Consider the following 24592-nt stretch of genomic DNA (forward strand, 5'->3'; position numbering starts at 1 on the left):
TTATTCGGGCACCATTGCTGCGAGCACATGGCCGTCGGGATCGCGGAAGTGGAACCGCCGCCCGCCGGGGAAGGCGAAGATCGGCTCGACGATGATGCCGCCCGCGGCTTCGACGGCAGCCAGCGCCGCTTCCAGATCGTCGACCTGTATGACCGGCAGCATGGTCTTCAGCGTCGTATCGGCGTCCAGCCCGACATCGGTATCGCCGGTCGTCGTCGCCGCATAATCCGGTCCGTAATCGGTGAAGGTCCAGCCCATCACCTTCGCATAGAAGTCCGCCGCCGGTCCGGTCGACGCGACCGGCAGTTCGAGATAGTTCAGGCGCGCCATATCGTCCACCCGTTGATGTTCTTGCTTCGTTCTATCGAAGCCGGTAGCATCGTGCAATGCGCAACCGTCCTGCCCGTGGAGCGACCGAGAATGCCGTAAGCGGTCGCTTCGCGCTGCCGGTGCGGGATGCGAACGGCGACTGGCTCGACTGGCGCGAGACGGTGGACGGCGCGGCACCGGTGCTGCGCACGACGGCGACGATCGAACAGCCGCGCACGATCATCGCGCGCAACAGCTCGCCGGACATGCCGTTCGACCGGAGCATCAATCCTTATCGGGGCTGCGAGCATGGCTGCATCTACTGTTTCGCGCGGCCGACCCATGCCTATCACGACCTGTCGCCGGGGCTGGATTTCGAGACGAAGCTGTTCGCCAAGCCCGAAGCGGCGGCGTTGCTGCGGAGCGAACTGGCCAAGCCCGGCTATGTCGCACGGCCGATCGCGATGGGGACGAACACCGATCCCTATCAGCCGATCGAGCGCGAATGGCGGATCACGCGCGACTGTATCGCGGTGCTGGCGGAGACGAATCATCCGCTGACGATCACGACCAAGTCGGACCGGGTGGTGCGCGATATCGATCTGCTGGCTCCGATGGCGGCGAAGGGACTGGTCAGCGTCACCCTGTCGGTGACGTCGCTCGACCCGCTCGTCGCGCGGACGTTGGAGCCGCGCGCGCCGCATCCGCTCAAACGGCTGGAGGCGGTGGCGAAGCTGAGCGCGGCGGGGATCCCGGCCTATGTCTCGATCTCGCCGGTCATTCCCGCGATCACCGATCACGAGGTCGAGCATCTGATCGAACGGGCGGCCGAAGCGGGCGCGAGAGGCGCGTATTTTCTGCCGGTGCGACTGCCGCACGAGGTCGCGCCGTTGTTTCGTGCCTGGCTGGAAACGCATTTTCCCGATCGGGCAGGCAAGGTGATGGCGATCGTCCGGTCGCTGCGCGGCGGGCGCGATAACGATCCCCACTTTCATTCGCGGATGCGCGGGCAAGGGGTGTGGGGGGAGTTGCTGGCGACCCGCTTCGCCATCGCCTGTCGCCGGCACGGACTGACCGGCGGTCATGCGCCGTTGCGGTGCGATCTTTTCCGCCCGCCTGCTGGCGCACAGGGCGAGTTGTTCATCTGAGCGACGGAACCGTTGTCGTATCGCAACGTATTCCGAACGAGACTGAACGGGGACTGCCGAACGATGACGACACGGATCTGGACCGCGGCCATGCTGTGTGCCGCGACGATCACCGCTCCCGCGACGGCGCAGACGCGATCGATCTCGCAGAGCGACCGGGCGCAGGGGGCACAGGCCAATCCGCAGCTGCTGGCGCAATATGGCGGCAAATATTCGGGGCCGCAGTCGGCCTATGTCGAGCGCGTCGGCAAGCGGGTGGCGGTGCAATCGGGCCTGTCGAACGCCAGCGGCGACTTCACGGTGGCGCTGCTCAATTCGCCGGTCGAGAACGCCTTCGCCATTCCCGGTGGCTATGTCTATATCACCCGGCAGTTGCTGGCGCTGATGAACAGCGAGGCGGAACTCGCGGCGGTGATGGGGCATGAGGTCGGCCATGTCGCCGCGCGGCACAGCAATTCGCGCAGCACCCGTTCGACGCTGGGCACGCTCGGCGCGACGCTGCTGGGGGCGGTGACCGGCAGCGATCTGGTCGGGCGGATCGCCGGCGTCGGGTCGCAGCTTTATACCCTGTCCTACAGCCGCAATCAAGAGTATCAGGCCGATCAGTTCGGCGTGCGCTATGCGACGGCGGCCGGCTATGCGCCGTCGGGCATGGCCGATGCGCTGGTGCAGTTGAACGAAGCGCAGGCGTTGGCGGCGCAGACCAGCGGGCGGGGCGGCAACGCCGTGCCGACATGGATGAGCACCCACCCCAATGGCGCCGACCGCGTCCGCCGCGCGCGGGCGCTGGCGCAGCAGGCCGGTCGCGCGACGACCCAACCGGCACAGGACGTGACCTATTTGCTGATGCTGGATGGCCTTCGCTATGACGACGATCCCGCGCAGGGGGTGATCGACGGCACGACCTTCAAGCACCCCGCGCTCCGCATCCGCTTCACCGCACCGGCCGGCTATGCGCTGCAGAACGGAACCGACGCGGTGACCATCGCCGGGCAAGGCGGGCAGGCCGAGTTCCGGATGGGGCCGGCCGGCGATCCGGCGAGCTTCGTGCAGCAGCGGCTGGCGTCGCTGGGGGCGCGGACCGCGGTCGAGCCGCAACTGACGCGGATCAACGGCACCGAAGCCGCTATCGCGACGACGCGCGCCACCGCCAACAATCAGGCGGTCGATGTGACGATCGTCGCCTATCGCTACCCCTCGGCCATCTATTATTTCCAGATCGTCACGCCCGCCGGACGCGGCATCGGCCCGTTCGAACCGCTGCTCGACAGCTTCGGCACGCTCAGCCAGGCCGAGGCGAATGCGATCGTCGGCAAACGCATCCGCATCGTCACGGTGAAGGCCAACGACACCGTAGATTCGCTCAGCCGGCAAATGGCCTATCCCGATTTCCAGCGCGACCGGTTCCTGACCCTGAACGGGCTGGAGGACGGCGCGCGGCTGGTGCCGGGGCAGTTGGTGAAGGTCGTGGTGCGAGGCTGACCCCTTCACCTCGCCCTTCGGCCATGCGAAGGGCGGGCGATGACCAGCCATGACGTCATCATCCTCGGCGCGGGCGGTGCGGGCCTGTTCTGCGCCGGGATCGCCGCGCAGCGTGGGCGGCGGGTGCTGGTTGTCGACCATGCACCCGAGCCGGGACGCAAGATCGTCATTTCGGGCGGCGGGCGGTGCAACTTCACCAATATTGGCGCGAGCTGGGATCGCTATGTCTCGGCCAATCCGCAATTCGCGCGATCGGCGCTGGGGCGGTACACGGCACAGGACTTTGTCGCGCTGGTGGATCGGTACGGCATCGCGTGGCACGAGAAAACGCTGGGGCAGTTGTTCTGCGACGGGTCGGCACGGCAGATCGTGGCAATGCTGCTCGACGAGGCGGCAGGCGCGGATATCGCACTCGGCCAGCGGATCCGCGACGTGAGTCATGCCGATAGCGTGTTCACCGTCGTGCATGGGGACCGTAGCGCCACCGCGCCGTCGCTGGTCATCGCGACCGGTGGGCCGTCGATCCCGAAGCTCGGCGCGACGGGGTTCGCCTATGACCTTGCCAAGCGCTTCGGGCTGAAGCTGGTCGAGCCGCGGCCGGCGCTGGTGCCGTTGACGCTGCCGCCCGAGGATGCGCTGTTCCGCGAATTGTCAGGGGTTGCGACCGAGGTCGTGGCGGGGGCCGGCAAGGCGCAGTTTCGCGAGGCGGCCTTGTTCACCCATCGCGGACTGTCGGGACCGGCGATCCTGCAGGCGTCGTCCTATTGGCGGCATCGCGAGGCGGTGACGATCGATTTCGTACCCGATCAGCCACCGGGCTGGCTGCTCGCGACCAAGCGCGCGCGTCCCCGCGCCGGGCTGCGATCGGCGCTGGGAGCCGCCCTGCCCGATCGGCTGGCGGAGGCGCTGGCGGCGAAGTTCGAAGTGACCGGTGAACTCGGCAATGCGCGCGACGCGGTGCTGGGCGATATCGAACGGCGGCTGTCGGGCTGGCAATTCCATCCCAACGGCACCGAAGGCTTTGCCAAGGCGGAAGTGACCGTCGGCGGGGTCGCGACCGACGGGCTGAACCAGAAGACGATGGCCGCGAAACACCTGCCCGGCCTGTACGTGATCGGCGAGGCGGTCGACGTGACCGGCTGGCTCGGCGGCTATAATTTCCAATGGGCATGGTCGAGCGGCTGGGCGGCGGGACAGGCGGTGTGACGCGCAAGGCGTCGTTCCCGCCGGTCGTCGACCTGTCGACACGGGTGTTGATCCTTGGCAGCCTGCCCGGGGACGCCTCGCTTGCGGCGGGGCGCTATTACGCGCATCCGCAGAACCAGTTCTGGCGGTTGCTGTCGCCGGTGATCGGAGCCGACCTGCCTCCCCTGCCCTATGAGGCGCGACTGGCGGCGCTTCGGGCGGCTGGGATCGGGCTGTGGGATGTCGTGGCGAGCGCGACCCGCCCCGGCAGCAGCGACGCCGCAATCCGCGACGCGACTGCGAACGATGTGGCCGCGCTGATCGGGACCCTGCCAGCGTTGCGGCTGGTGGCGTTCAATGGCGGTACGGCGTGGAAGGCGGGACGCGGCATGGTGAGCGGAGTCGAGACGCTGGCGCTGCCGTCGAGCAGTCCGCTGCATACGGTAGGCGTTGCGGTGAAGCAGCCGGCATGGGATGCGATCGCGAAGTACCTTCGGTCTGCGTGATCGCGCGACTCCGGCTATCGGCGAGCAGGCCGCCACTCACCGAACTATGCTACAACAATCCTTTAAGAGCCTCCGCACCACGAATGAGCGTTTGAGCGAAGTCTTTCCGCCCATATGTGTCGCCTTGTGGTTCAAAGCCAAACCCATCGAAACAGATAATCAGCGCCGAGATGACATAAGCAGTAGCCCGCATTTCGTTCGGCATGCTGATCCGAATACTCAGGACCGCATGCTTGCCGTCGATCCGTTCGGAAGCGGATACTCTCGACAGGCGATCATTCAAGATCTTGACATCTTCCGGCATCAGCATAGCGGGGGCCAGTTCTCCCTCCAGATACGCGTCATGGCCATCAATCGCCACCAGCACGCCGTCGCGCACGACGCCCGCGCTATCCAGTGTAGGGAACCGTTTGATCGCTACCGGAAAGCCACCATCCGTCATGCACTGCTGTACCGCAGCAGCAGTCGGCCAGTTGGCGGCGGGCACTGCAACGTAAAAATCTACACTCACACGGCACCTCCACGACAGCGATACATTCGACGCAATTGTTATGCGCAGAACGTTACAACTAGGCAGCGAACACCGTCGAGCATGATTGTTCCGGCAGTTGCCACGTCCACGGGTCGATAGCGCTCTTAATCCACGACATCCGACTTACCCCGGTTGCAATCGCCCTGCCCCCTGCCCCATAGCGTCGCTCATGTCCGACGAACGCGATGTTTCCGCCCTGTCCTTCGAAGATGCGCTCCGCGAACTCGAGGGAATCGTAAGCCGGTTGGAGACGGGTCAGGAAGACCTTCAGACCGCGATCGACCTCTATGCCCGCGGCGATCTGCTGCGCGCGCAATGCGCCGCGCGGCTCGATGCGGCGCAGGCGCGGATCGAGGCGATCCGGGTCGATGCCGAAGGGCGCGCCTCGACCCAGCCGTTCGACGCGCAATAATGGCGACGATCGCGCCGCCGGTGTCGCTGAACGCCGCCCTTCGCGAAATCTCGGCAGAGATGGATCGCCAGTTCGATGCGCTGCTGCCGGTGCCCGGCGATCCGCGCGCGAACCTGTACCGCGCGATGCGGCATGCCGCGATCGGCGGTGGCAAGCGGCTGCGGCCGTTGCTGGTCTTCGCAACCGCGCGGCTGTTCAATGTCGAGCGCAGCCGTGCCGCGCGCGCCGCGCTCGCGATCGAATGCATCCATGTCTACAGCCTGATCCACGACGACCTGCCGGCCATGGACGACGACGATATGCGGCGCGGCAAGCCGACCGTCCACAAGGCGTATGACGAAGCCACCGCGATCCTTGCCGGCGATTGCCTGCATGCGCTGGCGTTCGAAATCCTCGCGCATGAAGCGACGCATCCTGACAGTCACGTCCGTATCGAGTTGATCGCCGACCTGGCGCACGCATCGGGGCCGTCGGGCATGGCCGGTGGACAGGCGATGGACCTCGAAGCGGAGGAAACCAGCTTCGACCTCAATACCGTCACCCGGTTGCAGGCGATGAAGACCGGCGCGTTGATCGCCTGTTCGGTCGAAGCGGGCGCAATCCTCGGCCGGCTGCCCGCCGATCAGCGCACCTCGCTGCGAGGGTTCGCCCGCGATATCGGGCTCGCCTTTCAGATTGCCGACGACATTCTCGACGTCGAAGGCGACGAGGCGGCGGTCGGCAAGGCGCTGCGCAAGGATGGCGAGGCGGGCAAGGAGACGTTCCTGTCGCTGCTCGGCCTCGACCGCGCCCGCGAACAGGCGCGGATGCTGGTCGAACAATCGATCGAGCATCTGCGCGACTTCGGCCACGAAGCCGACCTGCTGCGCGCCATCGCCCGCTATGTGCTGGAGCGCGATCGGTGAGGATCGGCGTCTATCCCGGCACCTTCGATCCGATCACGCGCGGGCATATGGATATCATCCGGCGCGGCGCGAAGCTGGTCGACCGGCTGGTCATCGGCGTGACGACCAACCCGTCGAAATCGCCGATGTTCTCGCTCGACGAACGCCTCGCCATGGTCGAGCGCGAAGTGGCCGGGGTCGCGGGCGATATTCGAGTGGTCGCGTTCGATGCGCTGCTGATGACCTTTGCCGAGAGGCAGGGGGCAAGCGTCATCGTGCGGGGCCTGCGCGCCGTCGCCGACTTCGAATATGAATATCAGATGGCGGGCATGAACCAGCAGCTGAACGACCGGATCGAGACGGTCTTCCTGATGGCCGACGTATCGCTGCAACCGATCGCGTCGCGGCTGGTCAAGGAGATCGCGATGTATGGCGGGTCGATCGCCAAGTTCGTGTCGCCGGCGGTGTGTGAAGAGGTAGCCGCCCGGGTCGAGCGGATCGGGCGCAAGGGCGACTAACGCCGTCGCCACCACCAGGTCAGTCCGCCCAGCAGCACGATCGCGATGCCGCCGCCGGCCAGCACCTGCCACGACGGCAGCCAGCGGCCGATGAGTTCGCTGAGGCCATGGCCGAACCAATAGCCGATCGAGACGAAGATCGTCGCCCATAGCAGCGCCGCCGATCCGTTGAGGACCGCGAAGCGGGTGAGCGGCAGGCGGGTGGTGCCGATCGCGACCGGGCTGACGGTGCGCAATCCGTAAAGGAAGCGGAAGGCAAAGACGAACAGCGTCGGATGCCGTTCGAACGTCGTCAACGCGCGGGCGAAGGCCGGCTTTTCCTGCCAGCGGACCACGCGCGGATGATGGCGGAAGCGGCGTCCGGCGGCGAAAAAGAGCTGGTCGGCGATGAACGATCCGATCGCGGCGGCGAGGACTGCGCCGACATAGGGCAGCACCCCGCGCTGGACCATGATCCCGCCGAGGATGACGACCGTCTCCCCCTCCATACCCGCGCCGAGAACCAATGCGGCGAGGCCGTAGCGGGCGATCAGCGCCTCGATCGTCATGGGCAGGCTTTCGGCATGGCGGCACCGTAGCGGCAAGTCCCGGCGGGTAAAGCGAAACACGCCCCTTCCGCGCGACGGGTACGAACGCTAGATGCCGGACATGCTCGCTCCGCCCCTTCCCTCGCGCGCCCGGCCGGGTGCAATCGCCCGCTGGCTGTGGTGGGTCGCCGCGCTGATCGTGGCGATGGTCGTGGTCGGCGGCATCACCCGGCTGACCGAATCCGGACTGTCGATCACCGAATGGAAGCCGTTGTCGGGGACGATCCCGCCGCTCAACGCCGCGCAGTGGGAGGCGGAGTTCGCCAATTACCGGCGCATTCCGGAATATCAGCTGCTCAATCAGGGCATGACGCTGGCACAGTTCAAGGGCATCTTCTTCTGGGAATATGTCCATCGCCTGCTGGGGCGCGTGATCGGGCTGGCCTTCGCATTCCCGCTCGCATGGTTCTGGATCCGGGGTGCAATCCCGACCGGATATAAGGGGCGGTTGCTGGCGCTGCTGGCGCTCGGTGGCCTGCAAGGCGCGATCGGATGGTGGATGGTCGCGTCGGGGCTGTCGGTGCGGACCGACGTGTCGCACATCCGGCTGGCGGTACATCTGCTCAACGCGTTGCTCATTCTGGCAGGGACGGTGTGGACCGCGCTCGACCTGCGCGAGCTGGCGGCGGATCGCTATGCGCGGCCAGCGCGGATGACGGCGATCGGCGCGATCGCGGGGCTGGTGCTGTTCGTGCAACTGCTGTTCGGGGCATGGGTCGCCGGGCTGAACGCGGGGCTGGTGACGAACGAGTGGCCGCTGATGAACGGGCGGTTCTTTCCGGCGGACGAATGGGCGGCGCGCGCCCCGCTCGATGCGATCGTCAACGACCCCTATGTCGTTCACTTCATTCACCGCTGGTGGGCGTGGGTCACGGTCGCGGCGCTGATCGTGCTGGCGCGGGCCGCAAAGCGTGCCGGGCATCCGAAGGTGGCGAAGGTTGTACATATCGCGTTTGGCATCCAGATCCTGCTGGGCATCGCGACGGTCATGACCGGGGTGCGGATCGAGGTGGCGGCGTTGCACCAGTTCGTGGGTGCGATGCTGGTGGTGGCGACGACATGGGCGGCGCATGCAACCGGCCGGCGGCGATAGGGTATTCAGATACCCGTCAGCAAAGCCGCACATTACTTGACTTTCGGCGGTCGTGCGGGCAATTGGCCGGCGTTCGCACCGCTCCGGTTCGGGGTGGCTGCGGTTAACTTCCGAAAGGTCCAACGCCCATGAAGGCGCTCATGAAGACCACCAAGTCGGCCAAGCCGCACGAGGTGGAGAAGAAGTGGCATATCGTCGATGCCGACGGCCTGGTGGTCGGTCGCGCTGCGTCGATCATCGCCAACGTGCTGCGCGGCAAGCACAAGACGTCGTTCACCCCGCATGTCGATTGCGGTGACAATGTCGTCGTCATCAATGCCGACAAGATCCGCTTCACCTCGAACAAGGCGAAGACGAAGACCTATTACAAGCACACCGGCTATGCCGGCGGCATCAAGGCGGTCACCGCCGAGAAGGTCCTCGAAGGTCGTTTCCCCGAGCGCGTCCTCGAAAAGGCCGTCGAGCGGATGATTCCGCGCGGTCCGCTGGGCCGTGAGCAGATGCGCAACCTGCGTATCTTCAAGGGTGCGGAGCATCCGCACGCAGCGCAGAACCCCGAGGTTCTCGACATCGCGGGCATGAACCGCAAGAACAAGGTGGGCGCATAATGTCCGACAACCGCCAGTCCCTTTCCGACCTTGCGAACCTGACCGGTCAGCAGGCACCCGCCGCCGCCCAGCAGGCCGCTCCGGCCGCCGAAGTTGGCACCGACGCCCCCGCCGCCGCTCCGGTCGAGCCGGCCCGTCCGACCATGCCGCTGCGCGCGCAGGAAATCGACGCCTATGGCCGCGCCTATGCGACCGGCCGTCGCAAGGACGCCGTCGCCCGCGTGTGGCTGAAGCCGGGTTCGGGCAAGATCACGATCAACGGTCGCGATCAGGAAGTATATTTCGCACGTCCGACGCTGCGTCTCGTCATCAACCAGCCGTTCGGCGTCGCCGACCGCAATGGTCAGTATGACGTGATCTGCACCGTCAAGGGCGGCGGCCTGTCGGGTCAGGCCGGCGCGGTCAAGCATGGCATCAGCCAGGCGCTGACCCGCTACGAGCCGATCCTGCGTGCGCCGGTCAAGGCCGCCGGGTTCCTGACCCGCGACAGCCGCGCCGTCGAGCGCAAAAAGTACGGCAAGGCGAAGGCCCGCCGCAGCTTCCAGTTCTCGAAGCGCTAAGGTTACTCACGAAGCACGTCCCGACGGGCGTGCTTCGTGGAAATGGCCCGCTTTCCCATTCGGACACCCGACCAGCAGATGCTGTGCGGGCCCGAACGGGGAGCGGGCCGTCGCCGTTTATGGTGACGCCGGTCACGCCGGGGCGGAGAAAAGGTTCTGCCTTTGCGGTCAACAGTACGCACTTTGGGGCGGTCCGGTATCGGGCCGCCCTTTTCGTTTGTACCGTAACCGTATAGCGAGTGCCCGTCCGCACGCTGGCGGAGCCGGAATCCAAGAGACGCCATGACCTCGCGTGCCAAAACATCGTTGCTGCCGCTTGCCGATTCGGACCTGTGGCCCGACGAACTGCGCCGCAGCCTGTCCGACAAGCTGTTCACCATTGCCTTCGGTGCGATCCAGTGGCCGTGGCTGCTGCGCAGCCTGTCGGGCGGCAAGCGCGCAGACAAGGCGCGGCTGATGGCCGAACTGGGCCTTGCGGCCGATGCGCTGCCCAATCTGGGAAGCTGGAAGGCGGATACCGGCTATCTGTCGCTGATCGTCGAACAGATCGCTGCCAGCCGGCCGCGCACCGTCGTCGAACTGGGCACCGGCGCGTCGAGCCTGGTGACCGGTGCGGCGCTTACAAAACATGGCGGCGGGCAGCTCATCAGCTTCGACCAGCATGCCGGCTTCGTCGACGCGACGCGCGAATGGCTGGCCGAACATGGCATCGCTGCCGATCTGCGGGCGGCGCCGCTGGTCGAGGCACCGGGCGACTGGCCGGGCGTGTGGTACGATATCGATGCGCTGCCCGATCAGGTCGACCTGTTACTGATCGACGGGCCGCCATGGACGATCCATCCCTATGTCCGTGGCGCGGCCGAAACCTTGTTCGACCGGTTGCCGGTGGGCGGCGTGGTCATGCTCGACGATGGCGCGCGGCCGGGCGAACGGGTGGTCGCACAGCGCTGGCGGCGGCGCTGGCCGAATTTCCGCTTCGAACTGGTCAATCGCGGGACCAAGGGGACGTTGATCGGGCGACGGATGGCTTGAGCGGTTGAGGCGCGGCGACGTTGCCGGGCCGGGGTTGATAGAATTTCGGCGAGCATCGTCTGCCTGCCTCTTGGTTGCATCCGTACCCCCGCGAAGGCGGGGGTCCAGGGCCAAGCAGAACGAAGGCCTGTGCGCCGGGCCCTGGATCCCCGCCTTCGCGGGGATACGGCGTAAGGCACCTTGGCAGAGACGGTCTGGTCTGGCGCCGGCCCTTATGACCTGATCCAGCTAACCGGAAACGTCGCCCCAGCGGAGGCCCCGGCGCCTCGTGCGGCTCTTGTCCCGCGTCACCACCGGGAGATCCCAGCCTGCGCTGGGATGACGGCTGACTCGATTTGGATGGGCCAGTCTCTAGGCGCACGAGTAGCGGGCCCCGGTTCAGGTCCAAGGCGACGGGGATTACGGCGACCCCCTACCCGCCCATCGTTACCGGCTCGTCCTGCGCGCCCATTTTGCGTGCGATCGTTTCGAACTCGCGGCCCTCGATGCGGATTTCGTTGAACGACGGCGGGTCGCGGCGGGTACGGGTCGACAGCGTGCCTGCACCGATCATGCGCAGCCGGCCCTTGACGGTGCGGTAGGGCAGGTCGAACGGGTCGTGGACATGACCCGACAGCACCGCATGGGCGCCGGCGGCAACGACCGCATCAAGTGCCGCCGCCCCGCCATCGGTCTCGCCACTCGATTTGGTGCCGACATCGACCAACGGATGATGCGCGGCGATGAAGATCAGGTCGCCCTTCGGCACGCGATCGATCAGTTTCAGCGTTCGGGCCAGCGCTTTCGGCCCGACATAACCCTTCGACCAGTCCCAGCGGAACTGGAAACGGGCCGTGGTCTTGAGCGGCACGATCGCGACGCCGTCGATCTCCAGCGGGCGTTCGATCATGCGTTCGAGCCGCTTGTAGCGCTTGTACGGCCGGACGAACCGGGCAAAGAGGTTGTAGAGCGGCAGGTCGTGGTTGCCGACCTCGACCGTGACCGGGCGGCCGAGGCTTTCGAGCCATTCGGCGGCAGCCTCGAACTCGGCAGTGCGGGCGCGCATCGTCAGGTCGCCGGTCATGATGATCGCATCGGGCTGTTCGCGCTTCACCGCTTCGCCGAACCATGCGATCGCCGCCTTGTCCTCCGCGCCGAAATGGACGTCGCTGACATGAAACAGGCGGATCATCGGGCACTCCCCAGATATTGCGAGTGCAGCCAACGCGCGAGGGGGCCTAGCGCTCCGACCGGATGGTAAGCGCGGTCAGGCCGCCGGCTCCCGCGACCAGCGCCAGCGCGACGAACACCGCGCCCAGCCCCGCCCCGGCCGGCACCAGCGCGGCCAGCAAGGGCGGCACACAGGCAGGCACGGTGTTGGTGAGGTTGAGGATCGCCAGATCGCGGCCACGTGTGGCGGGCGACGGCAGCAACTGCATCGCCAGCGCCGAATGCAGCGCGAGGAACACCGACAGCCCGGTCTGCGTCACGCCATAGCCGATCGCCGCCCCCAAAAAGCCGGGGGCCAGCGCCATGCCGATCAGGCCGGTGACGACCAACAGGGTCGCGCCGCCCAGAAACGGCTTGCGCCCGCCGACCCGGTCCGACCAGCGCCCGGCGAGGATCGTGGCGACGACGACCACGCCGGTCACGACCGCCATCGCCTGAGCAACGGGTCCCGCCGCATCCCCCTGCCCCCGCCAGCGATCGGAGAAATGGAAAAAGGCATAGGCGGTCAGGCCGTTGCCAGCGACCTGCATCGCCAGCCGCGCGACCCAGGCGCGGATCAGGTCGCGACGGGCGAGCGCGGTCGTTGCCGGCGCCGCCGCATGGGCTCCGCCACCGGCACCGCGTTCGCGCACGAACAACAGGAACGGCACGATCATCACCGCCGCCAGCGCCACGTTCGCCGCGAACCGGGCGGCTTCGGTGGCGAAGAGCGGCGCGGTCACTGCCGCGGCCGACAACACGCCGATCGGGTGCGAGATGCCGAGCAGGCCCGACACCCGCCCCTTCGCGCCGTCGGGGACTTCGTCGGCCATCACCGCGACCATCGGCGCGAACATCAGGTTGAGCGCGACCTGCCACAAAGCGATCGCGACCAGCAGCGCGGTAGCGGTGGAGGCGGCATGGACGGCGGCGAAGGCGAAGGCGATGAGCACCAGCCCGAGCGCGATCGGCCCGCGCCGGCTGCCGCTGCGTCGCCAGCGCAGGTCGCTGAGCCAACCGGCGGCGATGTTGGCGATGCTGGCGACCAGCGCGCCGCCCAGCACCGCCTGCCCCAACAAAGTCACGCGATTGGCGGGATCGATCGCGGCGACCTTCACCTGCAACAGGATCGACACGAACGGCATGAACGCGACGAACAGCCCGCAATAGGCGAGCGTGTAGAGCGCGACGAACCCGCGCGGCATGCCGGCCGATGGCGGGATCAACGTCCCGCGGTCCGGCGCAGCGCGGTGACCAACTGGCCGATTGTATAGGGTTTGTGCAGCAGGTCGAACCCCATGGTGCCGTGACGGACGATCACGTCGCTATAGCCGCTGGTCAGCAGCACCGGTAGCTGTGGGTGGCTATCGCGGACGCGCGCGGCCAGTTCCATGCCGCCGATGCCGGGCATCATCACGTCCGAAAACACGACATCGAACCCATCGGGGTCGGCGGCCAACCGATCGAGCGCGGCCTGTCCATCGGGTGCGTGGACGGTGACGAAGCCCTGCGCCTCCAGCGCATGGGTGGTGGTGGTGCCGACCGCTTCGTTATCCTCGACCACCAGGACGCGCAGCCCGTCGCCGCAGCTGGGTTCGGCATCGCTGCGCGCGGTTACTACGTCGCCGCTGGGGGCGGCGGCGCGTGGCAAGTAGAGGATGAATTCGGTGTTGCCGGGCACGCTGCGCGCACGGACCTCGCCGCCCGATTGCTTGGCGAAGCCGAACACCTGGCTGAGGCCGAGCCCGGTGCCCTTGCCCAGTTCCTTGGTCGTGAAGAAGGGTTCGAAGATGCGGCCGAGCGTTTCCTCGTCGATGCCGCTGCCGGTATCGGCAATGGTCACCGCGACGAACGATCCGGGCAAGGCGGGTGTGGTCGGGCCGGCGGGGATGCCGTCGATGCACGCGACCGACAGCGTCAGCGCGCCCTCGCCCTGCATCGCGTCGCGCGCATTGGCGGCCATATTGACCATGGCGGTGTCGAACTGGTTCGGATCGGCATGAATGAAGGCGGGTTCGCCGCTGGCATGTATCGTCACCTCGACCCGCGACCCGGCCAGCGTGCGCACGATGTCGCCGAGCGCGTCGACGGCGAGATTGGCGTCGAACGTCTCGGGCTGAAGCGCGGAGCGGCGGGCGAAGGCGAGCAGCTGCCCGGTCAGCTTGGCGGCACGGTCGACGGTATCGCTGATCGCGGCGAGATAGCGTTCGCGGCGTTCGGGGACCAGCGAGGGCTGGCGCAGCAGATCGACCGAGGAGCGGACGATCGTCAGCAGATTGTTGAAATCATGCGCGACGCCGCCGGTCAGCTGGCCGATCGCCTCCATCTTCTGGCTTTGGCGCAGCGCATCCTGGGCGGTGACCAGCGCCTTGGTCCGGTCGACGACCTGTTCTTCGAGCGAGGAGGCAAGTGCCGCCAGTTCGCGCTCGGCACGGCGACGTTCGGTCGCGGCGCGGGTGCGCTCGGCGACTTCGCGGACGAAGGCGATCTCGTCGTCGCGCCACGCGCGCGGCTCGCCATGGTTGACGTACAGCAGCGCGACCAGCCCACCCATTTCGGTCAGCGGCATGTTGATGAACGCGCGGGCGTTGATCGATTCGAGTTGCGCTGCGGTGTCGAGCGTGCGCGGATCGGTCCGGGCGTCGGTCACGACCGCTGTCTCGCCGCGCTTCAAGTCGTCGATATAGCTGCCATAGTCGCGGAACTGCAGCACGCCGGCGATGGTGGTCACGCCGGGCGCGTTCCAGTCGCGTTCGATGGTGATCGTCTCCGCCGCGCGGTCGACCACGCCATAGCCGACACGGTCGACACCCAGCGCTTCGCCGATGATGCGCGACGCGGCGGTGGTCATCTCGACCGGGTCATCGAGCAGGCGCAGCATCTCGTTCAGCTCGGCCATCGCCGCGCGCATGCCCTCCAGCCGCTTGTAGACGGTGACGTCGATCGACACGCCGGTCAGGCGGGTGATCTCGCCCTGTGCATCGCGGGTCGGCTGGCCCCGGCTGGCGATCCAGCGCGTCTCGCCGCCGGGCACGCAGACGCGGACCTCGATCTCGAGCGGTTCGCCCGCAAGGCTCGCCTCGATCGCGGCCATCGCCGCGGCGCGATCGTCGGGGTGGAGGATCGCCGAGATTTCGGCGGGCGATGGCGGATAATCGGCGTCGAAACCGAAATTGGTGCGGCAGATCGCCGACATGCTCAGCTGGCGGTTGATGCGTTCGAACGCCCAGGTGCCGAAGCGCCCCGCCTCCAGCGCGAACAGCATCTCTCGCTCGCGCTCCTCCTGTTCGCGGAAGCGGCCGGCGAGTTCGGCGAGCAGCGCGGCGTTGCTCGATTCGAGGCCGTCGACCCGGTCGCGCACGGCAGTGACGTCGAGCTGGCTGGCGAAGAAATAGGCGAGCTTGCCATCGGCATCGGGGACCGGCGCCAGCAGCAGCCGGTTCCAGAAGGGCGTGCCGTCGCGGCGATAGTTGCGGATGTCGATCTCGATCGACCGCTCCCCCGCCACCGCCTCGCGAATCTGCGCCACCGTGGCGGGGTCGGTATCCTCACCCTGCAGGAAACGGCAGTTGCGGCCGATGATCCAGTCGCGGTCGTAACCGGTCAGACGACAGAAGGCGTCGTTGACGAACACCACCGGATTGTCGGGCAGTCGCGGATTGGTGATGAGCATCGGCATCCGCGTCGCGCGGACCGCGGCGACGAACGGATCGGTGCCGCTGTCATTGCCGGCTATTTCGACCGCGATCCGCCGATCGTCGCGCCGCGCCGTCTCGCTGCTGCCCCCGTCCTGATCCACGTCGCCTCGCATCGCCCAAGTAACGTGGTCCGCGGACCGCCGTTCCGCAGCCGCGCCCCCCTTGGCCGACAGCTATGATCGGATCAGCGGCGGACGTCCAGTCCGCCGGCAAGAAACGCATCGATATCGGATTGATGAAACAGGCTAAAATCACCAGGAAGCGAATGTTTGAGCGCAGCGACCGCCAGTCCCCAATGCGCGGCGACTTCCTCGCTCCTGCCCGACATCAGCCCGTGGAGCACGCCGCTGGCAAAGGCGTCGCCACCGCCGATGCGGTCGACGATGCCGGAGATGGTAATCTCGTCGGTCTGGACCGAAGCCGACGGCGTATCGATCCGCGCCGACAGCCGGTGATGGTCGGCATCGTCGACATGGCGCGCGGTCGAAGCGATGTGCTTCAGGTTCGGGAAGACCGTAAACGCCGCCTCCGCCGCCTCGCGCCGGCGATCCTCGCCATCGCCCGAAAAGTCGCGGCCGAGCAGCAGCGACACGTCGCGGTGGTTGCCGAACAACACGTCGGCAAGGCTCACCAATTTGGTCAGCACGCTGCGCGGGTCGCTGTCCCATGCTTCCCACAGGCGGGCGCGGTAGTTGCCGTCGAACGAGATCGTGAGCCCCTTCGCCCGCGCCGCTTCGGCAGCGGCAATCGCGGCATCGGCGCTGTCGGGCCCAAGCGCGGGGGTGATCCCCGACAGGTGCAGCCGGGTACAGCCGTCGAGCAGCCGGTCCCAGTCCCAGCTATCGGCCGGCGCGGTCGCGAAGCTGGAGCCGGCGCGGTCATAGACGATGTCGGAGGCGCGCAAGCCGGCGCCGACGCTGAGGAAATACATCCCCATCCGCCCGTCGCGGCGGACGACGCGCGAACAATCGACCCCCTGCGCGCGGATCGCCGCGACGGCGCCGTGACCGAGCGGATTGTCGGGCACCGCGCTGACACAGGCGGCGGCATGGCCGAGATTGGCGAGACCGACCGCGACATTCGCCTCCGCCCCGCCGACATGCACGTCGAACCGGTGGCTCTGCATCAACAGCTCACGCCCGGGGGCGCTCAACCGCAACAGCAATTCCCCGAAACACAGGATCATCGTGCCAGCCATCCTCCATCAACCGCGAGGACATGGCCGTTAACATAATCCGACGCCGAAGACGCAAGGAATACCGCCGCCCCGCCCAGATCATCGGCCGCACCCCAGCGCCCGGCGGGAATGCGTTCGAGAATCTGGCGGTTGCGGGTCTCATCGGCCTGCAACGCGGCGGTGTTGTTGGTGGCGATATAGCCCGGCGCGATCGCATTGACGTTCACGCCCTTCGCCGCCCATTCATTGGCCAGCAGCTTGGTGAGGCCGCCGATGCCGGACTTGGACGCGGTATAGCTCGGCACGCGGACGCCGCCCTGGAAGGTCAGCATCGAGGCGATGTTGATGATCTTCCCCCGCCCCTGCGCCACCATGTGGCGCCCGGCGGACTGGCACAGGAAGAACACCGATTTGAGGTTGGTGTCGATGACCGCGTCCCAGTCTTCCTCGGTAAAGTCGAGGCTGTCGGCGCGGCGGATGATACCGGCATTGTTGACCAGAATGTCGAGCCCGCCAAGCGTATCGACGACCTGCTGCACGACCCCTTCGACCGGGGCGATGGTCGACAGATCGGCGGAAACGATCTCCGCCCGGCGACCCATGGCCCGCGCCCGATCGGCAGTGTCGGTGGCAGGTGTGCGCCCGATCAGCGCGACATCGGCGCCGGCAGCGGCCAACGCCAGCGCGATCGCCTGTCCGATGCCGGTATTGGCGCCGGTGACGGCCGCGACCCGGCCCGAAAGATCGAAGGGATTCATGGTAACTCCTCGGTTCCCGCGCCGGCAGGATTTGGGCTATCACGCGGTGCCCGGTCCTTCGCACCGCGTATCCCCGCGCAGGCGGGGACCCAGGGCTACGAGCGTTCAGGTCCGCGGCTCTGAATCCCCGCCTGCGCGGGGATACGGCAGGATCAGGCCAGCTGGCAGATGTCGAGCACCTTCATATCGGTATAGTCCTGGTTCTCGCCCGCCATCGCCCAGATGAAGGCATAGGCGCGCGTGCCCGACCCCATATGCACCGACCAGGGCGGCGAGATCACCGCTTCCTCGTTACCCATGACGATGTGGCGCATCGCTTCGCCCTCGCCCATGTAATGGAACACCTTGTCGTTCTCGGTCGGCAGTTCGAAGTAGAAATAGATCTCGCTGCGGCGTTCATGGATGTGCGGCGGCATCGTGTTCCACACGCTGCCGGGCTTGAGCACGGTCAGGCCAATGACCAGCTGCGCCGAATCGCAGACGCCGGGAATGACCAGCTGGTAGATGGTGCGCTCGTTCGATTCCTCGAGGCTGCCGCGATCGAGCGCATTGGCGTCGGCGATGCCGAGTTTGCGGGTCTGGAACCCCTTATGCGCCGGGCACGACGCGATGTAGAAGCGCGCGCCCTTGCCGGCGAATTCGACGTCGGTCGCGCCCATCGTGACATAGACGCAGTCCTTGTTGCCGAGCGTGAACGTCTCGCCATCGACGGTCAGCGTGCCTTCGGCGTCGCCGACATTGACCACCGCCATTTCGCGGCGTTCGAGGAACGGATGCCCCTCGGCCGATTTCGGTTCGGTCTGCGCGGGCAGCTTGACCGGGGCATCGCCCACCGCGACGCCGCCAATCACGAACCGGTCGGCATGGGTGTAGTTGAGGACGCATTCGCCTTCGCGGAACAGGCCGTCGATCAGGTACCGGTCGCGCAGTTCCTCGTTCGATACGCATTCCATCATGTCGGGGTGGGTCGCGTAATAGGTGCGGTCGAACATGACTCTCTCCATCAGGTAACCGGTATCAGCGCCATTTGGCAGCTGACAGGTCCGGCGGTTCGCATCGGTTGCACCCGTCCTACCCCCCTTGGCCGGCCGCGTCGACCGGTTTTTACGATGCAGGAATGGCGGATTCGCGTCATATTCCGGCCCGGCGGCGTGGCACGGATCAAGCGCCGTTCGTTCCGCAATATGATGCATCCGTTCGGTATGCGGACATTTTTGAGCTAAGATCGCACCCGCCGGCCGTTCTTACCGAGTTCTTGACACCGGTTTCTCAGTTCTGGTCAGCCGCCGCGTACGTCCCACAACCGATTGAGACATTCCGTCCTCTTGCTCCCGGCCGCCCCGCCCGGCAAAGCGCGGCGATGCAACCGCTCGACCATCAACAACAATCCGCCCGTAGCTGGTTCGAATCGCTGCGCGACCGCATCTGTGCGTCGTTCGAGGCCATCGAGTGCGAGGCCGGATCGGACGCGACCTTCGCCTATACGCCGTGGGACCGCACCGATCCGTCGGGTGCGCCCGGCGGCGGCGGCGTGCGCGGGGTGATGAAGGGCAAGGTGTTCGAAAAGGTCGGGGTCAATGTCTCGACGGTCGGCGGCACGCTCGAAGGCGATTTCGCCAAGTCGATTCACGGCGCGGCGGAAGACCCGCGCTTCTTCGCGACCGGCATCAGCCTCGTCGCGCACATGGCCAATCCGCATGTGCCGGCGGTGCATATGAACACCCGATTCCTCGTCACGACGAAGCGCTGGTTCGGCGGCGGCGCGGATCTCAACCCGCCCATCCCCTATGCAGAGGATACGGCGGACTTTCACGCGGCGATGCAGGCGGCGTGCGACGCACATGATCCGGCGCATTATCCGCGGTTCAGGCAATGGGCCGACGATTATTTCTACATCCCCCATCGCGGCGTGCATCGCGGCGTCGGCGGTATCTTCTACGATCACCTGTCGAACGATTGGGACGACGACTTCGCCTTCACCCGCGATGTCGGCGAGGCGTTTCTGTCGATCTATCCGCAGCTGGTCCGGCGGCGCATGGCAATGCCGTATGACGATGCCGATCGCGCCCGCCAGCTCGAATGGCGGGGGCGCTATGCCGAATTCAACCTGGTCTATGACCGGGGAACGCTGTTCGGGCTGAAGACCGGCGGCAATATCGATGCGATCCTGATGAGCCTGCCGCCGCTGGCGACGTGGAGCTGACGCGATGGGGCTGATCCCGGTGAAGCCCGACGAAGTGGCGACAATCGTCACCTCGCTCGAAATGCTCGAACGGCCGCGCCCGGCCCCGCTGCCGACGTCGCCCTTGCGACTGGTGCGGTGGGAGAAGCCGGGGATCGAGCGCTATCGCGCGCTGTTCCGCCGGATCGGCGGGCCGTGGCTGTGGTTTTCGCGGCTGGTGATGGCGGATGCGACGCTGACCGCGATCATCCACGACGACGCCGTCCGCATCTGGGCCGTGGTCGACCGTGCGGGGATCGAGGTAGGGATGCTCGAGCTGGACGACCGCAAGCCGGGCGAGTGCGAATTGTCCTATGTCGGGCTGATCCCCGAATTGGCCGGACAGGGCCATGGCCGCTGGCTGATGGCACATGCGCTGGCGCTGGCATGGGGCAAGGACGTGCGACGGGTGTGGGTGCATACCTGCACGCTCGACCATCCCGGCGCGCTCGGCTTTTACCGCCGCTCGGGCTTCGTGCCGTATCAGCGGACGATCGAGACCTTCGTCGATCCGCGCAGCATCGACGTGCTACCCGCCGACGCCGCGCCGCATTATCCCCTGCTCGCCAGCCGTCGATAGATGGTCGCGCGGACCAGCGCGAACGCCGTCGACATCGCCGCCCCGACAAAGGCGATGGCGGTGGCGAGCATCGCCATGGTCACCGGATTGCCGCCGCTGCGCGATACCGCGCCGGCGGTGCTGGTCAGCAGCAGCGCGACAAGCTGTCCGCCGAAATAGAGCATCGCCGACAGCGACAGCAACTGCATCACATGCCCCTGCGTCAGCGCGAGGGCGCGGCCCATGGCGTCGCCGAAGCGCCGCTGGGGTTCGGCCATCAATACCGGCATCACCACGAACACCCGGCCGATCACATAGAGGGCGGGCAGCACCAGCAGCAGCAACCCGCCCAGCTTCGCGGCATTGACCAGCAGCATCGCTGCAACCAGCACCGGAAGACGACGCAATACCGAACGCAATGCCTCGCCAACGGTCGGCCGGGCCGGGTCGAGCAACAAGGCGAGCAGCACCGCGATGCCGATCAATTCGGCAAGTGCCTGCATCGCCAGCCACGGCGCATTCTCGATCAACTGCGCCTGCAGTGCCGCCAGCAGCGCACCGTCGTCGCCCGTCGCCGGATCGACCGATACCGGCGCCTTGGCGGCGGTCAGCAGCAGCGACAGCGCCAGATTGGGCAGGAAGAAGAAGAGGCCGGCGACCGCCACAACGACCTCGCGATCACGTCGCCAGATCGCGACCGCTTCCCGCAGCGCCGCACCGATATCGATCCTCATGCGAAAACGGCCATGTCGTCCTGTTCGCCGATCACGGCGCGGTACAGCTTGCCGATGAACGCCGACTGGTACAGCGCCAGCACCGCGCTTACCGCCGCAACCGCGACGGCCCCGCCAATGGCCGCGACCGACAGCCCGCCGCTGTCGCCGAAGATCAAGGCGGCGACCGCGCCGAACACGAACTGCGCCGCCGACACCGCGATCCCCGCGACGATCGCATAGAGCAGGATCAGACCGATCAGCTTCCACGTCATGCCGCGCGTCAGTGCGAAGGCGCGACCGAAGGCGCCCAGCCCCCGCCGCTCCATGGCGACGACCGCGTTGATCGGCAGCAACCGTGCCGACAGCCACAGGATGAAGATGGCGAACGCGAGGAAATACAGCAGCGCCGATCCCAGCCTGCCCAATTCGGACGGCTGCATCGTGCTGCCATTCGCGATAGCGGCGAGATCGATCCCGCTGGCGACCGCGCGAAGGATGCCGGGCAGTGCGAGGATGCCGAGCACGACCAGCACGACGATGCTGATCCCGATCAACGGCAGGAAACGGTTTTTCGCGATGCGCATCGCCGCGTACCGATCCTCGCGACCGGTCGGCTGCGCGGCAAACCCGACCAGATACAGCGCACCCCATAGCGAGAGGATCGTCGTCGCCACCGACAACAGCCCCAGTCCCACCGCGGTGCCGCCGGTCGCATCGGCGCGCACGCCCGCCAGGCTGCCGCTGATCGCCGGGGCGGCGAACTGCGTAACGAGCAGCACCGGCATCACCGCGCCTAGATGGTCGCGGACGAAATCGACCGCGCGGTCCCACACTGTTCCGACACTCACCATCGTTGCGCTCGCTCCCCATATGTCCGAAGGACGCTCTACCCCTCCTCCTTCCGAATGAAAATGGCCAGCAATCCTACCGTTCCGCCGATCGCGATCGAACAGCAGATCGAATGGCGCCGCTCGCCCGGCCGGATCGAATATCCCGCCGCGCTCGCCGAAATGGAGGCGCGCGCGACCGCCATCGCCGATCGCAGCGCGACCGAGATGGTGTGGCTGCTTGAACATCCGCCGCTCTACACCGCCGGCACCAGCGCCGACCCCGCCGAACTGCTCGACACCCGTTTCCCTGTCCACGCCGCCGGGCGGGGCGGACGCTATACCTATCATGGCCCGGGACAGCGGATCGGGTATCTGATGCTCGACCTGACGCGACGCGGGCGCGACGTGCGGCGCTTCGTGCATGCCGTCGAATCCTGGGTGATCGGTGCGCTCGGGCAGTTCGACATCCACGCCTATGCCGTTCCCGACCGGATCGGCATCTGGACCAGCGACGGCGGCACCGAAGCGAAGATCGGCGCGATCGGCGTGCGGGTGCGCCGATGGACGACGCTGCATGGATTTTCCGTCAACCTCGCCCCGGATCTGACACATTTCGGTGGGATTATCCCCTGTGGTATCGCCGAATATCCGGTTACGAGCGCGAAGGCCCTTGGCAAACCGGTCGATGCCACCGACTTTGATCGGGCGTTGGCAGACGGTTTCCCCGCCTTCCTGAACGCCTTGTACGCCAGCGCGCAAAACGAGGCTTGAGGGGGACGGGTCGTTCGACTAATGTCCAGCGCGGATTGGGTATTAACGGCATAAGAAAGCCGCCTACTCCACAGCTTAGGGAGCTTACCATGCGTGCATTCTCGAAGATTCTGACCGGTTCGATCGTTGCCGGCGCGGCGCTGGCGCTGTCGGCTTGCGGCGGCAACACCGAAACCACCGCCGACAACGCGACCGTCACCGACCTGAACTCGACCGACATGATGGACGGCACGATGTCGGACAACATGACCGCCGTCGACGGCGCAATGGGCAACGACACCATGATGATGTCGAACGACACCATGATGTCGAACGACATGATGATGTCGAACGAAGCCGGCATGACCAACGCCATGTAATCAGCCGTTTCGGCTATTCTGGCGAAGGGGCCGTCCGGGCGACCGGGCGGCCCCTTTTTGTTGGGCGTCACCCCGGCGGGCGGATCGTTACGCACCCGTGCGGCGAAACGTGGTGGAGATCGCAAAATCAGGCTTGGGTCGATGCGCAAAACTGCCTAACCATCGCGCTTGCCCAAGGCGTTGAGGCGCCGTGAAAGGAAGAGATGAGCGTAGTGCGTACCCTGGTTCTGGCCGCTGCCGCCGCCCTGACCGTCGCGGCCACCCCCGCGTCGGCGCAATTTTTTCTGAAGCCCGTCGATATGGAAGGCGCGCGCGTCACCGGTGAGGAACCCGGCGTCGCGACCCAGGCTTTGCCCGGTGCTACGCCGGCCGAGCGTCGCGCCGCCGTGCTGTGGAACCTGCGTTCGGGGCTGAACGTCGCCGCGCTGCAATGCCAGTTCGAACCGACACTGCTGACGCTGCATAACTACAACGCGTTGCTGTTCGATCATGCCGACGAACTGAAGCAAAGCTATGACGCGCTCGGCAAATATTTCATCCGCACCGCCGGTTCGACCAAGGCCGGCCAGACCGCGCTCGACCAGTTCGGCACCCGCGTCTATTCGAGCTTTTCGACCGTATCCGCGCAGTTGAGCTTCTGCCAGGCGGCGAACGAGATCGGGCAGGAAGCGATCTTCGTTCCGCGCGGCTATCTGGGCGAGTTCGCCGAGTTGCGGATGCGCAAGATGCGCAACTCGCTGGTCGCCTATGGCGAACAGCAATTCACCCGCGCCCTCCCCTATTATGCCCGCCCCGCCCGCTTGTACCAGTTCGACAACAAGAAATGCTGGCGCAAGGGTCTGTGGCAGGCAAAGCGGTGCGGGGCGTATCCCGCCTGATCGCAAACCGGATACGAATTGCAAAAAAAGGCGGACATCGACCGGAACCAAGCATCAGGCATGCCGTTATGATCTTCGGATAGCGAATTTATGCCCCCCGCTCTCGCTATCCACGAAAAGGGCCCGGTTGGTGCAGACCCTCCCCCCCCCGGTAGCATCGCCGGGCCCATATTCTGGTTTCAACTTGAGTGACCCGTCGGTGAAAACCGGCGGGTTGCTTTTTATGGCCAATGCAATGCGTTGCCCTACCGGAACGAAGTCCCGCATCAGACATTCCCTCCGACAGCGGGTCATCCCGCCTTCATGTTGGAGGACAATATGCGTAAGATTCTGAGCCTGGCAGTGGTCGCAGGTGCTCTCGCCATCAGCGCGTGCAACACGGTCGAAGGCGTTGGCCGCGACGTGTCGTCGGCGGGCGATACAGTGGCGGGCGCGGCCAAGGATTCCAAGTAGGTCCTGCGCACGAGGTCGCTGGGGCGGTTCGGATCGGATCCGGGCCGCCTTTTTCTTTGTTTTAGTGTGCCCGCCACCGATCGTCACGACAGGCTTCGTTCTCGATAGCGTCGGCCGGAAACGTCGCC

At 66.4% G+C, this 24592-nt stretch carries 28 protein-coding genes; 17 read left to right on the forward strand and 11 right to left on the reverse strand.

The genetic code is table 11. The annotated features are described in order from the left end of the window. On the reverse strand, positions 1-330 hold the full coding sequence (locus MF607_RS02135; RefSeq protein WP_242115815.1) for a VOC family protein: 330 nt from the start codon (positions 328-330) through the stop codon (positions 1-3). A gap of 56 nt (positions 331-386) precedes the next feature. Between MF607_RS02135 and MF607_RS02140 the strand changes: the two genes are divergently transcribed. The 4 genes from MF607_RS02140 to MF607_RS02155 all read left to right on the forward strand — a co-directional run bounded on the left by MF607_RS02140 (position 387) and on the right by MF607_RS02155 (position 4630). Then, on the forward strand, positions 387-1457 hold the full coding sequence (locus MF607_RS02140; RefSeq protein ID WP_242115816.1) for a PA0069 family radical SAM protein: 1071 nt from the start codon (positions 387-389) through the stop codon (positions 1455-1457). 63 nt (positions 1458-1520) lie between these two features. Continuing rightward, positions 1521-2939, forward strand: coding sequence for a M48 family metalloprotease (locus tag MF607_RS02145; protein WP_242115817.1), 1419 nt, complete (start codon positions 1521-1523; stop codon positions 2937-2939). A gap of 39 nt (positions 2940-2978) precedes the next feature. Continuing rightward, the gene (locus MF607_RS02150; protein ID WP_242115818.1) at positions 2979-4145 is read left to right on the forward strand and encodes a BaiN/RdsA family NAD(P)/FAD-dependent oxidoreductase; all 1167 of its coding nucleotides are present in this window, start codon (positions 2979-2981) and stop codon (positions 4143-4145) included. Continuing rightward, positions 4109-4630: a DNA-deoxyinosine glycosylase gene (locus MF607_RS02155; protein ID WP_242115819.1), complete on the forward strand. Its 522-nt coding sequence runs from the start codon at positions 4109-4111 to the stop codon at positions 4628-4630. The genes MF607_RS02150 and MF607_RS02155 overlap by 37 nt, the downstream gene beginning before the upstream one ends. A gap of 49 nt (positions 4631-4679) precedes the next feature. Here MF607_RS02155 and MF607_RS02160 read toward each other — a convergent pair whose 3' ends face one another. Then, a complete protein-coding gene (locus MF607_RS02160) occupies positions 4680-5141 on the reverse strand; it encodes a hypothetical protein (RefSeq protein WP_242115820.1) in 462 nt (153 codons plus the stop codon). Positions 5142-5331: 190 nt separating this feature from the next. Between MF607_RS02160 and MF607_RS02165 the strand changes: the two genes are divergently transcribed. The 3 genes from MF607_RS02165 to coaD are packed head-to-tail and all read left to right on the forward strand — an operon-like array spanning position 5332 to position 6976. Next, positions 5332-5574 carry an exodeoxyribonuclease VII small subunit gene (locus tag MF607_RS02165; protein WP_055999565.1) on the forward strand — a complete coding sequence of 81 codons (243 nt, stop codon included), beginning with the start codon at positions 5332-5334 and terminating at the stop codon, positions 5572-5574. Then, positions 5574-6479: a polyprenyl synthetase family protein gene (locus MF607_RS02170; RefSeq protein ID WP_242115821.1), complete on the forward strand. Its 906-nt coding sequence runs from the start codon at positions 5574-5576 to the stop codon at positions 6477-6479. The genes MF607_RS02165 and MF607_RS02170 overlap by 1 nt, the downstream gene beginning before the upstream one ends. Next, entirely contained in the window at positions 6476-6976 is a 501-nt protein-coding gene (gene coaD, locus MF607_RS02175; RefSeq protein ID WP_347340852.1) for a pantetheine-phosphate adenylyltransferase, read from the forward strand. Before MF607_RS02170 ends, coaD begins: the two co-directional genes overlap by 4 nt. Here coaD and MF607_RS02180 read toward each other — a convergent pair. Continuing rightward, positions 6973-7524, reverse strand: coding sequence for a DedA family protein (locus tag MF607_RS02180; RefSeq protein WP_242115822.1), 552 nt, complete (start codon positions 7522-7524; stop codon positions 6973-6975). The genes coaD and MF607_RS02180 overlap by 4 nt on opposite strands. 100 nt (positions 7525-7624) lie before the next feature. Between MF607_RS02180 and MF607_RS02185 the strand changes: the two genes are divergently transcribed. From MF607_RS02185 to MF607_RS02200, 4 genes are all read left to right on the forward strand, one after another. Continuing rightward, a complete protein-coding gene (locus MF607_RS02185) occupies positions 7625-8656 on the forward strand; it encodes a COX15/CtaA family protein (RefSeq protein ID WP_242115823.1) in 1032 nt (343 codons plus the stop codon). A gap of 128 nt (positions 8657-8784) precedes the next feature. After that, positions 8785-9264, forward strand: coding sequence for a 50S ribosomal protein L13 (gene rplM / locus MF607_RS02190; RefSeq protein ID WP_242115824.1), 480 nt, complete (start codon positions 8785-8787; stop codon positions 9262-9264). Beyond that, a complete protein-coding gene (gene rpsI / locus MF607_RS02195) occupies positions 9264-9824 on the forward strand; it encodes a 30S ribosomal protein S9 (protein ID WP_242115825.1) in 561 nt (186 codons plus the stop codon). The genes rplM and rpsI overlap by 1 nt, the downstream gene beginning before the upstream one ends. 282 nt (positions 9825-10106) lie before the next feature. Then, the gene (locus MF607_RS02200; RefSeq protein WP_242115826.1) at positions 10107-10856 is read left to right on the forward strand and encodes a class I SAM-dependent methyltransferase; all 750 of its coding nucleotides are present in this window, start codon (positions 10107-10109) and stop codon (positions 10854-10856) included. 412 nt (positions 10857-11268) lie between these two features. Here the strand turns inward: MF607_RS02200 and MF607_RS02205 are convergent, their stop codons facing one another. The 6 genes from MF607_RS02205 to kduI form a co-directional block, all read right to left on the reverse strand. Continuing rightward, positions 11269-12027, reverse strand: coding sequence for a metallophosphoesterase family protein (locus MF607_RS02205; protein WP_242115827.1), 759 nt, complete (start codon positions 12025-12027; stop codon positions 11269-11271). A gap of 46 nt (positions 12028-12073) precedes the next feature. Next, complete coding sequence (locus tag MF607_RS02210; protein WP_242115828.1) at positions 12074-13270, reverse strand: MFS transporter; 1197 nt, start codon at positions 13268-13270, stop codon at positions 12074-12076. Then, complete coding sequence (locus MF607_RS02215) at positions 13267-15855, reverse strand: PAS domain-containing protein (protein ID WP_242115829.1); 2589 nt, start codon at positions 15853-15855, stop codon at positions 13267-13269. The genes MF607_RS02210 and MF607_RS02215 overlap by 4 nt, the downstream gene beginning before the upstream one ends. Positions 15856-15926: 71 nt before the next feature. Continuing rightward, positions 15927-16940 carry a sugar kinase gene (locus MF607_RS02220; protein WP_242115830.1) on the reverse strand — a complete coding sequence of 338 codons (1014 nt, stop codon included), beginning with the start codon at positions 16938-16940 and terminating at the stop codon, positions 15927-15929. Next, positions 16925-17677 (reverse strand): 2-dehydro-3-deoxy-D-gluconate 5-dehydrogenase KduD, encoded by a 753-nt coding sequence (gene kduD, locus MF607_RS02225; RefSeq protein ID WP_242115831.1) that lies wholly within the window; start codon positions 17675-17677, stop codon positions 16925-16927. Before kduD ends, MF607_RS02220 begins: the two co-directional genes overlap by 16 nt. A 152-nt stretch (positions 17678-17829) precedes the next feature. Then, positions 17830-18669, reverse strand: coding sequence for a 5-dehydro-4-deoxy-D-glucuronate isomerase (gene kduI, locus MF607_RS02230; protein WP_242115832.1), 840 nt, complete (start codon positions 18667-18669; stop codon positions 17830-17832). Positions 18670-19037: 368 nt separating this feature from the next. Here kduI and hemF point away from each other — a divergent pair, with 368 nt between their 5' ends. Continuing rightward, positions 19038-19880 (forward strand): oxygen-dependent coproporphyrinogen oxidase, encoded by an 843-nt coding sequence (hemF, locus tag MF607_RS02235; protein ID WP_242115833.1) that lies wholly within the window; start codon positions 19038-19040, stop codon positions 19878-19880. Positions 19881-19884: 4 nt separating this feature from the next. Next, positions 19885-20478, forward strand: coding sequence for a GNAT family N-acetyltransferase (locus tag MF607_RS02240; RefSeq protein ID WP_242115834.1), 594 nt, complete (start codon positions 19885-19887; stop codon positions 20476-20478). Here MF607_RS02240 and MF607_RS02245 read toward each other — a convergent pair. Both MF607_RS02245 and MF607_RS02250 read right to left on the reverse strand, forming a co-directional pair. After that, complete coding sequence (locus MF607_RS02245) at positions 20451-21191, reverse strand: hypothetical protein (RefSeq protein WP_242115835.1); 741 nt, start codon at positions 21189-21191, stop codon at positions 20451-20453. The genes MF607_RS02240 and MF607_RS02245 overlap by 28 nt on opposite strands. Beyond that, positions 21188-22024 (reverse strand): hypothetical protein, encoded by an 837-nt coding sequence (locus tag MF607_RS02250; protein WP_242115836.1) that lies wholly within the window; start codon positions 22022-22024, stop codon positions 21188-21190. Before MF607_RS02250 ends, MF607_RS02245 begins: the two co-directional genes overlap by 4 nt. Before the next feature lie 60 nt (positions 22025-22084). Here MF607_RS02250 and lipB point away from each other — a divergent pair, with 60 nt between their 5' ends. The 4 genes from lipB (at position 22085) to MF607_RS02270 (ending at position 24464) form a co-directional block, all read left to right on the forward strand. Continuing rightward, the gene (lipB, locus tag MF607_RS02255; protein WP_242115837.1) at positions 22085-22774 is read left to right on the forward strand and encodes a lipoyl(octanoyl) transferase LipB; all 690 of its coding nucleotides are present in this window, start codon (positions 22085-22087) and stop codon (positions 22772-22774) included. Between the two features lie 89 nt (positions 22775-22863). After that, positions 22864-23133, forward strand: coding sequence for a hypothetical protein (locus MF607_RS02260; protein WP_242115838.1), 270 nt, complete (start codon positions 22864-22866; stop codon positions 23131-23133). Positions 23134-23336: 203 nt separating this feature from the next. Further along, a complete protein-coding gene (locus tag MF607_RS02265) occupies positions 23337-24011 on the forward strand; it encodes a hypothetical protein (protein ID WP_242115839.1) in 675 nt (224 codons plus the stop codon). A 318-nt stretch (positions 24012-24329) separates the two neighbouring features. Continuing rightward, entirely contained in the window at positions 24330-24464 is a 135-nt protein-coding gene (locus MF607_RS02270) for an entericidin A/B family lipoprotein (protein WP_242115840.1), read from the forward strand. The last annotated feature ends 128 nt before the right edge of the window (positions 24465-24592 follow it).

Origin of the sequence: Sphingomonas lacusdianchii (genome assembly GCF_022664395.1) — a bacterium.
Taxonomy (GTDB): Bacteria; Pseudomonadota; Alphaproteobacteria; order Sphingomonadales; family Sphingomonadaceae; genus Sphingomonas; species Sphingomonas lacusdianchii.